Raw genomic sequence first — 12,404 nt, forward strand, 5'->3', positions numbered from 1 at the left:
CTGTTCTCTCCTCTATTCAACCCCCCGGAACAGGTGTCCCTTTGTATATCCCGGCGGATGAACCCTTTCCAAGTCTTTTATCCATGATTGTACCGTATCGTTATGCCAATTCCCTGCCTGGGCAGCCCGTAAGGCCTTGCGGTAAACAGGTAAAAGGGCCTTCAGCCACGAGGCATCTTCCGTCCGCCCCTCGATGCGCAGGCGCTTCACACCCAGTGCTAATAAGTCGGGAAGGTTTTCCAGCAGGGATAGGTCTTTCGGATTCAGAATATGCATTCGACAGAAGCTGTCCGTATATAAGGGAAAACGAAAGTTAAGTCGATCGATCAGGTAGAGGTCCTGATGACGCTGGCAGGCATGATCACAGGATTTCTCCAAAGTGCGGCCGCCGAGGAGAGCGCCTGTAGCACAGTATTCGCTCACCATCATCGGGAGGGAACCGTGGACGACGATTTCCGTTTGGTCCATAGTCACACCGGCCCGAGCAAGCCCGGAGCGACTCATGGCGCGCATCTGTTCCAACGATAATTCAGGGCTTAATGTCACTGTGGCAGCGCCCAATTCCAGAAGGCTCCGGGCTGCTTGACCGTTAAAGACCCAAAGCGGATAGTCGGCACGGATCTCGATCCGGTCGCTTTCAGGAAGGTTTTTGACCATTTCCACATAGCCCAAGTTGGGCAGCAGATAGGATCGAACACCCGCCTCAAACCAACGCCGGATGATCCCTTCGACGGCAGGACGATGCTCAGCCCTATATACGCGAGGCAGCGCCACAACGACAGGAATACCGGCATCCCGGCAAAGGCTGACAGCGGTTTTTTCCTCACCCGGTCGAAAAGACTGCCCCTGCCGAAACCCTTCGGTGCTGAGATAGACTTCATCAATACCGGCAGACAGAGCCGTTTTTAGATTATTTAAACCCTCCACCGTTAGGGTGAGCAAGGGTTCATCCTGTCCCTGTCCTTTTCGTTCCTTCGCTCTCGGTCGTTGAGAGAGGGCGAAAGAAGCCTTTTCCGACCAGCCAGCCCTCTCTGCTCTCCTACGAATCAAGCCCAGGTGCGCTAACCCTGCCTGCCACTGATTTTCGTCGATCCGTACCGGACCGGTTTCTTCACTGCAGCGTTTTTCTAATTCTGCAATCGCCTGACGGCGAGCTTCATTTAACTGGCTCACCGGCACCATCGCTTTTCCGTCGCCTTCGAGTTCGACGTGATCGAGGCGGTAGGCGGTGTTGCCGAGGCGCCCCAATTGATCCGTCAATGACTCTATCGTCAAGGGCCGGTTTCGAGCTTCTTGAGCTGCGTCAGTAGTCATGCCGCGACCGAGGCGCCCTTCGGCGTCGCGAAACTCGATCACAACGGGCTGACCGAAAGTGGCCCACACATGGGCCTGTAAAGGGTTACGCCTTCCTTCACCGGGCCGCTGGTAAGATTCCCGAGCCTGTGTCGTCAGCAACTCATCATGAATCTTGAAGATGCGGTCGCCATTGCGTACGTTGCCCCGCCACTCAACCGTCACATCTTCCCCGGCAAGTGCTTTTTCCCGCTCTTGCCCGCTCACCCATATCTTTTCTACCGTCGTAGCGACCCGTCCACCCCGGGTGACCCATGCCTCAATCTCATCGCCCAGGTTTAAATCCTCTTCCAAGACGATCCGGGCCTGCTGTCGTTTCGCGTCGTAGCTTTTTACGCGCCCTAGAAAGAGTCCCCGGTTGTTCGGCCGCTTGTAGCTCATCAAATCCCGACCAGGGTTGCCCAAGAGATAGGCTGGCGCAAAATCCCGGTTGAAGATCTGGCGCAAAGCCCGCTCCTCTTCGGGATCGACGGCAAAAGGTTCCTTCGCAGCCGTCCGATCTAAAGCCTGCCGGTATTGGCGGACGACGGTGGCCACATATTCGGGCTTTTTCATGCGTCCTTCGATTTTCAATGAATGCACGCCCGCTTGAACCAGGTCGGGCAGGTGTTCAATCGTTTTAATATCTTTCGGGCTCAAGAGGTGTTGGCCCACATCCTGTTTCGATACCATTTCCCGACCCTTTGCGTCGACGATGCCATATCCGAGGCGACAGGGCTGGGCGCAACGCCCCCGGTTTCCACTGCGACCACCGATGAGGCTGGACATGAGGCATTGCCCCGAATAACCGATACAAAGGGCACCGTGGACAAAGACCTCCACTTCCAACCCGGGGACTTGGCACAGTTCCGTGATGTCTTGTAAAGTCAGTTCCCGAGCCGGCACGACCCGGTGAACACCTTGTGCCGCCAGTAGGCGGGCTCCTTCGGTATTGCTTACAGTCATCTGCGTGCTGGCATGGATCTCCCACTGAGGCAGCAGGTTCTGAATGACCCGCAACACGCCCAGGTCTTGAACGATGACGGCGTCGACGCCGATTTCATAGAGGTTTCGTGCGTATTGGGGAAGCCCGTCCAGTTCAGCGTCATCTAATAAGGTGTTGATCGTCACATATATACGTGCATTGCGTTGGTGGGCGTAGGTCACAGCCTCACCCATCTCGTTCATGTCAAAGTTGGCGGCATATTGACGTGCGCCAAATTTTTTTCCGCTCAAGTATACTGCGTCAGCACCGTTTTCTACGGCTGCTCGCAGCGCTTCCATCGATCCGGCCGGCGCCAAGAGTTCTGGCAAAGCTGTCACAAGCCGACCTCCTATTTCTATAATACTTGTCCCATTATATCAAATTTGCTTTTCTTGCGGCAAAGTTGATGCGATACCTGTTTAGATATATTAAACATGTTTGCAATACTGATTATTATTATTATTGAAATATTCGCATTTATAATTTATAATTATAATCACAAAGGCTTTTTTCTTATGGCATCTCGGCGGTCTTCCGCCTTTATGCATAAACTTGCTCCGACGTCTCGGAAAACTTCAGTCTCCACGCTACTCAAAACATTCAAAAGGAGGTTACACGATGGACGTAGTTCTCTTGTCCCGCATCCAGTTTGCCTTGACGGCGGGGTTTCACTTCATTTTTCCTCCGCTCACCATCGGCATGGCTTGGCTCATTTTTATCATGCAAACGAAGTATTTGCGTTCCGGCGACGAGTTGTACGCCCGGATGTCCCGGTTCTGGTTAAAACTGTTCGCCATCTCTTTTGTCGTCGGTGTGGCTACGGGCATCACCATGGAATTTCAGTTCGGCACCAACTGGTCTGAATATTCCCGTTTTGTCGGAGACATTTTCGGAGGGCCTTTGGCAGCGGAGGGCATTTTTGCATTTTTCCTTGAATCGGCCTTTATGGGCGTATTGATCTGGGGCGCCAACCGCGTTTCGAAGAAAATGTACTGGTTTTCCTCGCTGATGGTGGCTGTCGGTTCTACCCTGTCGGCTTTATGGATCATCATCGCCAACTCTTGGCAGCAAACACCTACCGCTTATCACATTATCAACGGACGGGCTGAACTGACCGATTTCTGGGCAGCCATTATGAATCCCTCTACTGTTCCTCGCTATTTGCATACGGTTGACGGTGCACTCATTACCGGCGCATTCTTTGTTATGGGGATCAGTGCATACTATTTACTTCGGCAGAGGCATCTCGATTTTGCCAAAGGATCTATGAAATATGCCCTCATTGTCGCTCTCGCAGCCTCGCTCGTTCAACTCTATTTTGGACATATGCATTCCGTTCAGGTCGCTGAAACGCAGCCGGAAAAACTGGCTGCCCTGGAAGGGCTTTTTGAATCGGAAAAAGAAGCCCCTCTGCTTATTTTCGGAATCCCTGACGAAAAGGCTGGCGTTACCCACTTTCGCATCGGCATCCCCAAAGCGTTGAGCCTGTTGGCTCATGACGACCCTGAAGCAGAAGTGAAGGGCTTACACGCTTTTCCCGAAGATGAACGTCCCCCCGTGCTTATGCCTTTCCTATCTTTCCACCTGATGGTCGGCTTAGGTACTTTCTTCATCCTCTTCACCCTTTGGGGTTTATGGCTCTGGAAAAAGGATACCCTCTGGACAAACCGGAATTTTTTGACGATTGCTCTCTGGTCCATCCCGCTGCCTTTTATCGCTAATGAAGTCGGTTGGATCGCCGCTGAAGTAGGCCGGCAGCCTTGGATCGTCTATAAACTCTTGAAAACGGTCGATGGAATTTCCTTTACCGTTCCCGCTTGGCAAATCCTTACTTCCATCATTCTCTTTGTCGCGATCTATATCCTGCTCTTTGTGGCTTGGTTTTTCTTACTGCGCAAAAAATTGGCCGCTGGCCCGGAAGAACCGAATACAGGTGTCATTCGTAATGTCTCCGGAACGGGGGTGAGTCTATGACAACGTTGCAAAGCATCTGGTTTGTCCTTGTGGGCGTTCTGCTCCTCGGTTACACCTTGCTGGACGGCTTTGACCTGGGAGTTGGCAGCCTCTATCTCTTCACCAAAGACCCGAAAGAGCGGGAACGCATGATCTACTCCATCGGACCGTTCTGGGACAGCAATCAGGTTTGGCTGCTCACGGGCGGCGGTGCCATCTTTGCCGCCTTCCCGATGGTCTACGCCACCGTCTTCAGCGGATTCTACCTGGCCTTAATGCTCGTCCTCTTCGCCCTGATATTCCGCGCTGTTTCTCTTGAGTTTCAACACCAGCTTGAATCGCCGGGATGGCGCAAGTGGTGGGATATCGGCTTCGGCATCGGCAGCCTGCTTCCTTCCATCCTCTTCGGCGTTGCCATGGGCAATATCTTACGGGGAGTTCCCCTTGATGCCAAGGCGAATTTCATCGGAGATTTCTTCGGCCTCTTGAATCCCTATTCCCTTGTCCTGGGACTGCTGAGTTGTTCTATGTTCGCCCTTCACGGAGCCACTTTCCTCTACGCCCAGACCGACGGTGCCCTGAAAGAGAAGACTCGCCGCTGGGCCCGAACCGTCTGGATGGGGCTGGTACTCTTTTATATCATCGGAACGGTCTGGAGCTTCATGGCTACACCACGGCTCTTTAGCAACTTTTTTGACATGCCTTTACTCTTCATTCTCCCTCTGACAGTGATCGCAGGCTTAGTTTATCTACCTGTTGCTCTCGGTAAAGGAAAACCAATAACCCCTTTCGTGGCCTCCAGCTTGACGATCGCTGGGCTCTGGGGAACGATCGGGGCAAGCCTATTCCCTTACATTGTCCCCGCTAGCAATGACTTGTCGAACAGCTTAACGGTCTTTAACGCGTCTTCATCGGAGCGGACCTTGACGGTAATGCTTATCTTAGCGCTCATCGGCCTGCCGATCGTTCTCACCTATACGGGTTATATTTATCGCACTTTCTTGAAGTCAAACAAAGGGGTAGCCGTTAAAGGCGGTAACTCGTCGAAGTCTTTTTCGAATATGTAGGCATCCCCTTTGGATTGGATGCTGTACGTTATTGTTTGAATGCCGTTAGTCTTACTTGGTGTCGAAATATCTTTTCACTGGGAAGCCCTGCCACTCCAGACTCCGGAGTAGCGGGGCTTCCCTTTCTTCGCTTGCTTCGATAACTACTGTTTGGCATGGTATGAATCTTCATCGGGCCTGTTTCGCTTCAAGGTCATTTCGTTGTTGGCTGGTGTAAATGGATGCAGCGACTGTGGTAGAAAATCTTTATTGGCTCTCTCCAAGGCACCCACATGTTTATCGGGAAACCCTTCTGTCTCTTCGATCACAGCTCCGAGTTTTTCAACAGGAACGGGTGATTCTCTACGGTCTATTTCTCCGATCTGACTCACCTCCCCCCGTTAGTATGAGCGATAAGACGATCCCGATTCTAAAGGCAACTTTCTCCTTCTTCTATGCGCATGTCCCCGTCTATCAGCGAATATGATTAGACAAGTCAAGGAGGGGATTGTACCAATGAGTGCACCGAACATACCGGAGCGTACACGCGAAGAGGCGATCAACGATATTATCGAATCCATCGCGCTGGAGGAAACGGCATTAGCTCATCTCATCAATGCCGAAGCCCATAAGGTGCAAAATGCCATTAGTACAGATAATATTTCCATTCCGGAACTAACTGCACTGAATAAAAGCGTTCGTGATCTGATGATGATCGTGGTGAAAAAGGAAATGCTACTCCAGTTTAAGCTGGAGTTGGTACTCGCATCGTCCCCTTCCCCTTGCTCTCCTAGAGGGCGCTGTCCCTATTTCAAAAAGCGACCGAAAAAAAGGCCTCCCTGCCCACCACCGGGAGCACCGATGGATTCACAGCCCCCTTACCGGCCTCCCGTGCCGCCTCACCTATACTTAAATCACTATCACGGCGATGTTGCGGAAGTATCCCCGACGAACTATTCTCCGAAGCCTCCCTCGAGTAATCATCGAAAAACGGCACCTTCCTATATAGCTGAAGCTTCTCAACCGGAAAACTACCCTTCCCATGAAAGCAGAAATATTTCTTCCACTTATCCCGTCCATTATTCAGGTACAAGCGTGAAACCCGGCAATCCGTCTACGCCCCCATCAGAAATGAAAAATAAATTGCTTCGAAGAAAAAAACGTCGTTAAGGTGAGAAGTGTATGGTGAAAGCTGCAACTCCCGCTATGAAATCCTTTTATGATTCTCAAACTCTTCTCCGAGTAGCTATAAAAAGTCTGGAACAGACTATGCATACAGCCCTCGTGCAGGCGGGAGCATCTGAGGAAGTTCAACAAGAAATCCTTCAGAATTTTGATCATCTTTACTTATTGATAGAGACACGTAAGAACATATTTACCATCACCCTAAACATCGAAGGGCTCCCTCCGAAAGCTCCCCCGAGTTCAGCTACTCCAACCGTAACTCCTGTTTCACATAAGGAACGTCTGATAAAATCTCGATTCACTGGGAAAATCGTTCGTAAAGAATGGGAAAAAACACCATTCTTCTAGAAGTCAAGTTTCCCTTTCCTCCCCCATACTCTTTAGAGCAATAATAAAAAGGAGGGATTTTCCTTGACTGCTCCCGTGATCATGCCGATCCCAACTCTGCCTGAGGCCAAGGCTGAACTGCTTCACTCTATAGCCCTTGAAGAAGTCGCCATTGCCCATATTCTTAACGCCGAAGGGGAAAAAATTCAAAAAGCACTTACCTGTGAACATAAGCTGGATGATTTAATAGCTATTGATGCCTCAGTCGCTTCGGTATTACGTTTACTCATCAAAAAAGAGATGATACTTCAGTTTAAGCTGGAATCGACGCTTACGCTTCCGAATAGTACACATCCCCACCCGCACCCCTAATCCCTTTTCAGCAAAAAGACGATAACGGCATCTGCCTCTAGCGCAGGTGTCGTTATTTTTTTATCCAAATGAATTTATGTAATCTAGTTTACGGTGTTTATTAAAATATTCGGTTTTGTTCAAGAAGATCTTTCCAGGGGATTGAGAACACGTTTTTTGTCAAGAAACATATCCTGTACAGGTAAGCTGGCCCTTCAAAGAGGTTGGATCTTAGGAGGTCTTCCTTTTGAGAACAGGGAAACAAAAAATATCTTTAGCGATGATCGTTAGGGATGAAGAAAACTGTATCAAGCGATGTTTAGATAGCGTGAAAGATCTAGTCGACGAAATCGTGATAGTGGACACGGGATCATTCGACCGAACAATAGAGATTTGTCGTTCCTATAATGCCCAAGTGTATTTATATCCTTGGAATGATCATTTTGCTGAAGCTCGCAACTTTGGTTTGGACAAAGTTTCCGGCGAATGGATACTTTGGTTGGACGCAGATGAAGAGGTGTTTTTGGAGGATAAAGATATATTTTTAGATCACTCACTCTTTGAGGAATATGATGCTTTCTCCGTTCCCCTGATTAACTTCTATGGTGATCAGATTGATTTGGATCAGACTGCTCAAATCGCACAACCTCGAATTTTTAGAAACCAAAAAGGGTTTCGCTTTGAAAACAAGATTCATGAATGGCTTAATCTTTCAGTTGCTTATGCGCAGAATCGTGTAGGCTTTATGGACCTAAAAATCTATCATTATGGCTATATCAACAATAGGATCCACGATAAACAGAAATACAAGAGAAACGTTAATCTGTTATTAAAAGAATTGGAAGAAAGTGACAATAACCCTTGGGCCCATTATTATTTAGCGACGGAGTATTACCGAGGAAGAGATCTTAAAGAAGCCTTCGAACAGGTGAACCTATCGATCGTACAGTTTTTAAATCAAGGTGTAATTCCCCCTCCCTCGATGCTTTATAGTCTGAAGTATTCGATTCTGATTGAAACTGGGAGTTGGGAGGGAGCATGGCCCAGCATTCAATCGGCAGTTAAAATGTTCCCTGATTATGTTGACCTAAAATTTTATATGGGAGTCATTCTTTATTGTAAAAAAATGATTCCTGACGCTCTAAAGGCCTTTGAAGAATGTATAGAACTGGGAGAAAACAACCTTAACTATCTGAGCCTGAGAGGCTTAGGCAGCTTTAAAGCTTGGTATTATAAGGGACTTTGTTTAGAAGCGTTAGATAGAGAAGATGAAGCTGTAGGGGCTTATCTTCAGTCAGTGAAACTTTCAAACAATTTTGTTCCCGCTAGCGAAGCCCTTAATAAGCTGCTCGCAGCAGTTCATCTTCAAAATAGTAGTTAGATCAATTGTAGCAAATTACTTTTTATCACGTATAGTAAAATTAAACCAGTATAAAGGAGGAACAAAAATGTCATTTCCCTCAATCCCCACGATAACCCCATCCATTAGTCTGAACCGAGGTCAAGTATGCAATCTGCTATTAGCTTCCATCGCTTTTGAAGAACTAGGTTTAGCACACATTATCAATGCTGAAGGTGAAAAGATTCAAGCCGTATTAGGTACTCTTTCCAATGGTGTAACTGTATCTGGAATATCCATTAGCGGGTTACTCTCGATAAATCGTGGGGTCAATAAGACTTTGCAAAATGTTATTAAAACCCAAATGTTGCTTCAGTTTAAACTAGAAGATATTCTTGAAAATTGCGAACAACAACACCATCACGATAAATGTTAAATTAAGATAAAAAGGGACCTATCCTTCTTTTGGTAAGGATAGGTCTCTTTTGCGAGGTGGGATATGACATTCGTCATAAGCCCCTTTCATCTACAATAATTTACTACATAAATTATGAGTTCATAAATAATTTTGTGTTTAAGGCAAAACGGCTAGCCTACCCTATTATCGGGGTTTGGCATTCCAAAAGCTGCTGGTCAAAGCTGGTATTCGCCAGTCGACCTCATTTCATAGCCTAAAACACAGTCCATTTCTATTGCTGTACAAAAGCGTCTTAAAATGTGCCCTCCTCCCCTTTTCGATATAGCCCCTTCCGTATTTTAATGAGAGACTGAATCAGCGCAGTTTAATCGTTACGAGTGAGCCACTTGGGGGTAGGCGGTGGGGTTGGGACGGGATCGATAAACTCTACCGGATTATCGGGGATGAAACCTTGAGTCATGAAGAAAGGAAAGAAAGGATAGATGGCACGTAGCTGGCTGAAGGTTAGTGCGACAGTTCGAGGTTTGAAGGTTTTACCAGAGTACTTTTTGAACTGTGAGATATCCATTTGAGTCGCTTTTTCCGGCCCGACCATCCCCCCTTGGGGGTAGGGTGTGGAATGACGCCACGGAGACACCTTCACGCTATTATAATGCCAGTGGGTTTAACTGGAGAAACCATTGACGGTGCGGGGTGACGGGGTTAGACTAGGTGTACAGCCCTATGAATCCCTAACCTTTGGTAGCGTGCTTGGTTTGGGACCAAGACGATGTTTGTCAAGATAGTTGTCGCATGGACCTATGTAAACTTAAATCTATATGCAACCGCCGGTCTTGACAAATGTGCTGTGAATAAATCACCCCGACCGACGGACATACGCCTGTGTAACATTAGCTCTGGTCGGCTTTGCTCAGTCTAGCACATTCGTCAAGACTCTTCGCTTCGCTCCGACCGTAAGCGGCGGCTGCCGGGTTGCTGCGCATCCGTTTTAAGAACCAGCCCCCTCCCTCGGGAATCCGCCTGTGATCTTCTTTTATCGGATTTAGGGCCACTTTATCACTCAAGGCCCAGTTTCGGGTTCCTCTCGCCCAACGTTCGGGATGACGGCTCCGAGCTTCTACGTACACCTTGCGGCGTTTCTCCAGGATCACCAAGGCACTTCCTTCATGACGTTGTCGAGGTGTAACAAATTGCAAACCGCTGTGCCGGTGCTTTTCGTTATACCAATAGACAAACTGACTCATCCACTTCCGGGCATCTTGTAGGGTTCCAAATCCTTTATACGGGTAGTCTGGACGGTACTTGCAGGTTCTGAATAACGACTCAGAATACGGGTTGTCGTTACTGACACGAGGCCTTGAGAAGGATGAACTGACGCCCAACTTTTCGAGCAGAACAAGGAATGAAGATGCCTTCATGGGGCTTCCGTTATCGGAATGAAGCACCACCAGCAACCGTGATCCAGCCCAATCCCGGGATGGCCAGCATTTGTACGGCACCAGGAATTTCTTCAAGTATGGTTACTACATCATGCGCTAACTCATCTAACTGCTTTGTGAGTAGAAAGTATTGCTCTAATAGCATTTCGATTTCTCGTCGTGCCATCGTCTGGCCCAGCGATATCCCTACGGATGTGCTGGCTGCTTCTACTAACTTTATTGCTCGTTTTGCACCTACCGCACGTTTGACCTCGTTTTTCCACTGGGTCACTATGCCCTCCATTCCGAGGTTAACTACGTCTTGAGGTAGTGGGAAGTTTTTTAGCGTTATCATTGACGCCTTGCCTTCCCAGTCCTTAAACACGGTAGGGTATTCCGGAAAATAGCGGTCCAACCAGTTATGCACTTGGTTCTTCGTTTCGATCAGGCTTCGCATCAGCCGTTCTCGCTGTACCATCGCGACTCGTAGTTCGGCATATTTACCGGTCAAAATGTTTGGCTCTGAGTAACGACCGTCCTTGACCAGTTGCGCTATGACTCGAGCGTCTTTTATATCGTTTTTGGTCGGTGAATTGTCGTCGAATTCTTTGCTCTTTTTCACATGAGCCGGATTGACAACGACCGCTTTTATCTCTTTTTGAAGTAGGTAGTGAGTCATTGTAAGCCAGTAGTGGCCGGTCGGTTCCATGCCTACAACTGCTATTGTTTTGGTATAACTGCGTTGGAGTTCTTTTATCCACTTATGCAGTGCTTCAAATCCCCTATGGTTGCTGCAAAGATCAGTCGTCTGCCGAGCTCAATGCCTCGGTGATCCTGTGCACGTGCAACGTGAGTTTCTTTGGCTACATCAATTCCAACAATTAACGTGCTGTCTGTGATTTGCTCAATTCGACTCTTTTGTGTATAATTCATGGTGCACCTCCTGATATTTAAGGGTCCAAGCGCTGCAGCTTTGGAACACCTCGTATGTTATCAGGGGGTGCTTTCTTTTTCAAAGCGCCAATTTATTCATTACAGGAATGCTCCTTTCATGTGGATTCTTATTATCTTACTCCTATTTTTTGAATTTCGTTAATACGCACTTGCCTATCTAGGTTTAATAACGATTTTACTCAAAAAAACATATGGTATATTGTACAAAATCTTGAGGAGGAATTATGTCAAATGCAAACTGTTTATACAAAAAAGAAGACGGAAAAAAAACATCAACACGTATTCGCAGTCGTAAACAACAATGTGATCAAAATGGCGGCTGCAGTCTCTCAATAAATAATGAAGAATTACGCAACATTGAGGGAAACGATACTAAGCTCGATTCTACAAACGGTAAAATAACCAATTTAGTTCACTGATTAGATTAATACGGGTAGATATATCGGAAATAACGTTTAGGCTTTGACTACATTAATTAGCCTTATAACCATCCTCGACCCGGTTTTGGCTTGGAATTTGGTCCTACTAAGCGATAAACTAATTTTTAAGCGTGCGGCAGTCGAAACTGCACACGCTTTATTTTTAGTTTTGGTCAAAGCATCTTGGTAGTTGTGGGTGGAACGGTTGAATTCTTAACGTATTATTGGGCAAACTAGAATTCGACTATAATTCGAATCGAGGGAACTACTTGGACAACTTTGAGATAATTCAACAGACAAGAGAAACACTCGGACAATTAGTGATTAGTAGGTATCTTTCTAATGAATTATTTTCTTTCAATCGGTGGTTTTTATTAGCGATATTAGTCGGGACCTACGTCGTTTGGTGGAAACTCATAGACAAAAAACGGCTTATGGAACTCCTTTTATTTGGCTCTTTTGTAGCGGTATCAGTCACATTCGTGGAAAGTTTCGGTACAACCGTAGGCCTATGGGGTACAAATATAAGCTCGTTCCTGTAGTTCCTTCACTGTTCCCTTTCGACTAAACGCTGATTCCTATCATCTACTTACTTACTTACTCAAGTTTCGCAGTAAGAAAAATGACATAAAGCCTTGATTTTTCAGGGATAAAGGCGAAAAACATCCTCTGATTCG

General features: G+C 47.4%; 13 protein-coding genes and 1 pseudogene. 8 read left to right on the top strand and 6 right to left on the bottom strand.

What is annotated here, in order from left to right; translation table 11 throughout:
- Window positions 1-12: 12 nt before the first annotated feature.
- The gene (locus GJ688_RS17135) at window positions 13-2,655 is read right to left on the bottom strand and encodes a DUF3656 domain-containing U32 family peptidase (protein ID WP_155477745.1); all 2,643 of its coding nucleotides are present in this window, start codon (window positions 2,653-2,655) and stop codon (window positions 13-15) included.
- 280 nt (window positions 2,656-2,935) lie between these two features.
- On the opposite strand from GJ688_RS17135, the gene GJ688_RS17140 reads away from it, so the two are divergent.
- Together GJ688_RS17140 and cydB are read left to right on the top strand one after the other, a co-directional pair.
- Window positions 2,936-4,291 (top strand): cytochrome ubiquinol oxidase subunit I, encoded by a 1,356-nt coding sequence (locus GJ688_RS17140; protein ID WP_155477746.1) that lies wholly within the window; start codon window positions 2,936-2,938, stop codon window positions 4,289-4,291.
- Complete coding sequence (cydB, locus tag GJ688_RS17145) at window positions 4,288-5,337, top strand: cytochrome d ubiquinol oxidase subunit II (protein WP_155477747.1); 1,050 nt, start codon at window positions 4,288-4,290, stop codon at window positions 5,335-5,337. The genes GJ688_RS17140 and cydB overlap by 4 nt, the downstream gene beginning before the upstream one ends.
- A 143-nt stretch (window positions 5,338-5,480) precedes the next feature.
- Here the strand turns inward: cydB and GJ688_RS17150 are convergent, their stop codons facing one another.
- Window positions 5,481-5,708, bottom strand: a complete 228-nt coding sequence (locus GJ688_RS17150) for a hypothetical protein (RefSeq protein WP_155477748.1) — start codon at window positions 5,706-5,708, stop codon at window positions 5,481-5,483.
- A 124-nt stretch (window positions 5,709-5,832) separates the two neighbouring features.
- On the opposite strand from GJ688_RS17150, the gene GJ688_RS20445 reads away from it, so the two are divergent.
- The 5 genes from GJ688_RS20445 (at window position 5,833) to GJ688_RS17175 (ending at window position 8,954) form a co-directional block, all read left to right on the top strand.
- Window positions 5,833-6,486 carry a hypothetical protein gene (locus GJ688_RS20445; protein WP_207708834.1) on the top strand — a complete coding sequence of 218 codons (654 nt, stop codon included), beginning with the start codon at window positions 5,833-5,835 and terminating at the stop codon, window positions 6,484-6,486.
- 12 nt (window positions 6,487-6,498) lie between these two features.
- Window positions 6,499-6,849, top strand: coding sequence for a hypothetical protein (locus GJ688_RS17160; RefSeq protein WP_155477749.1), 351 nt, complete (start codon window positions 6,499-6,501; stop codon window positions 6,847-6,849).
- A gap of 63 nt (window positions 6,850-6,912) precedes the next feature.
- Entirely contained in the window at window positions 6,913-7,200 is a 288-nt protein-coding gene (locus tag GJ688_RS17165; protein ID WP_207708835.1) for a hypothetical protein, read from the top strand.
- Window positions 7,201-7,426: 226 nt separating this feature from the next.
- Window positions 7,427-8,560, top strand: a complete 1,134-nt coding sequence (locus GJ688_RS17170) for a glycosyltransferase family 2 protein (protein ID WP_235911066.1) — start codon at window positions 7,427-7,429, stop codon at window positions 8,558-8,560.
- A gap of 67 nt (window positions 8,561-8,627) precedes the next feature.
- Entirely contained in the window at window positions 8,628-8,954 is a 327-nt protein-coding gene (locus tag GJ688_RS17175; RefSeq protein ID WP_155477750.1) for a hypothetical protein, read from the top strand.
- 346 nt (window positions 8,955-9,300) lie between these two features.
- On the opposite strand, the gene GJ688_RS17180 is transcribed toward GJ688_RS17175, so the two are convergent.
- From GJ688_RS17180 to GJ688_RS17195, 4 genes and pseudogenes are all read right to left on the bottom strand, one after another.
- Entirely contained in the window at window positions 9,301-9,531 is a 231-nt protein-coding gene (locus GJ688_RS17180; RefSeq protein ID WP_155477751.1) for a hypothetical protein, read from the bottom strand.
- Between the two features lie 442 nt (window positions 9,532-9,973).
- Window positions 9,974-10,384: pseudogene (locus GJ688_RS20845) on the bottom strand (transposase); the annotation flags it as partial.
- Window positions 10,365-11,123: an IS110 family transposase gene (locus tag GJ688_RS21600; protein ID WP_407928963.1), complete on the bottom strand. Its 759-nt coding sequence runs from the start codon at window positions 11,121-11,123 to the stop codon at window positions 10,365-10,367. The gene GJ688_RS21600 and the pseudogene GJ688_RS20845, both read right to left, overlap by 20 nt.
- Window positions 11,108-11,287: a hypothetical protein gene (locus GJ688_RS17195; protein ID WP_155477754.1), complete on the bottom strand. Its 180-nt coding sequence runs from the start codon at window positions 11,285-11,287 to the stop codon at window positions 11,108-11,110. The genes GJ688_RS21600 and GJ688_RS17195 overlap by 16 nt, the downstream gene beginning before the upstream one ends.
- A 245-nt stretch (window positions 11,288-11,532) precedes the next feature.
- Here GJ688_RS17195 and GJ688_RS17200 point away from each other — a divergent pair, with 245 nt between their 5' ends.
- Window positions 11,533-11,727, top strand: coding sequence for a hypothetical protein (locus GJ688_RS17200; protein WP_155477755.1), 195 nt, complete (start codon window positions 11,533-11,535; stop codon window positions 11,725-11,727).
- Window positions 11,728-12,404: the final 677 nt, after the last annotated feature.

It is taken from the genome of Heliobacterium mobile, from assembly GCF_009720735.1.
GTDB classification, from domain to species: Bacteria; Bacillota; Desulfitobacteriia; order Heliobacteriales; family Heliobacteriaceae; genus Heliobacterium; species Heliobacterium mobile.

Bases quoted from the DNA above. Each gene is read 5' to 3' on its own strand.
- GJ688_RS20445 (WP_207708834.1), top strand. From the start codon at position 5,833: ATGAGTGCACCGAACATACCGGAGCGTACACGCGAAGAGGCGATCAAC.
- cydB (WP_155477747.1), top strand. From the start codon at position 4,288: ATGACAACGTTGCAAAGCATCTGGTTTGTCCTTGTGGGCGTTCTGCTC.
- GJ688_RS17175 (WP_155477750.1), top strand. From the start codon at position 8,628: ATGTCATTTCCCTCAATCCCCACGATAACCCCATCCATTAGTCTGAAC.
- GJ688_RS17160 (WP_155477749.1), top strand. From the start codon at position 6,499: ATGGTGAAAGCTGCAACTCCCGCTATGAAATCCTTTTATGATTCTCAA.
- GJ688_RS17140 (WP_155477746.1), top strand. From the start codon at position 2,936: ATGGACGTAGTTCTCTTGTCCCGCATCCAGTTTGCCTTGACGGCGGGG.
- GJ688_RS17180 (WP_155477751.1), bottom strand. From the start codon at position 9,531: ATGGTCGGGCCGGAAAAAGCGACTCAAATGGATATCTCACAGTTCAAA.
- GJ688_RS17200 (WP_155477755.1), top strand. From the start codon at position 11,533: ATGTCAAATGCAAACTGTTTATACAAAAAAGAAGACGGAAAAAAAACA.
- GJ688_RS17195 (WP_155477754.1), bottom strand. From the start codon at position 11,287: ATGAATTATACACAAAAGAGTCGAATTGAGCAAATCACAGACAGCACG.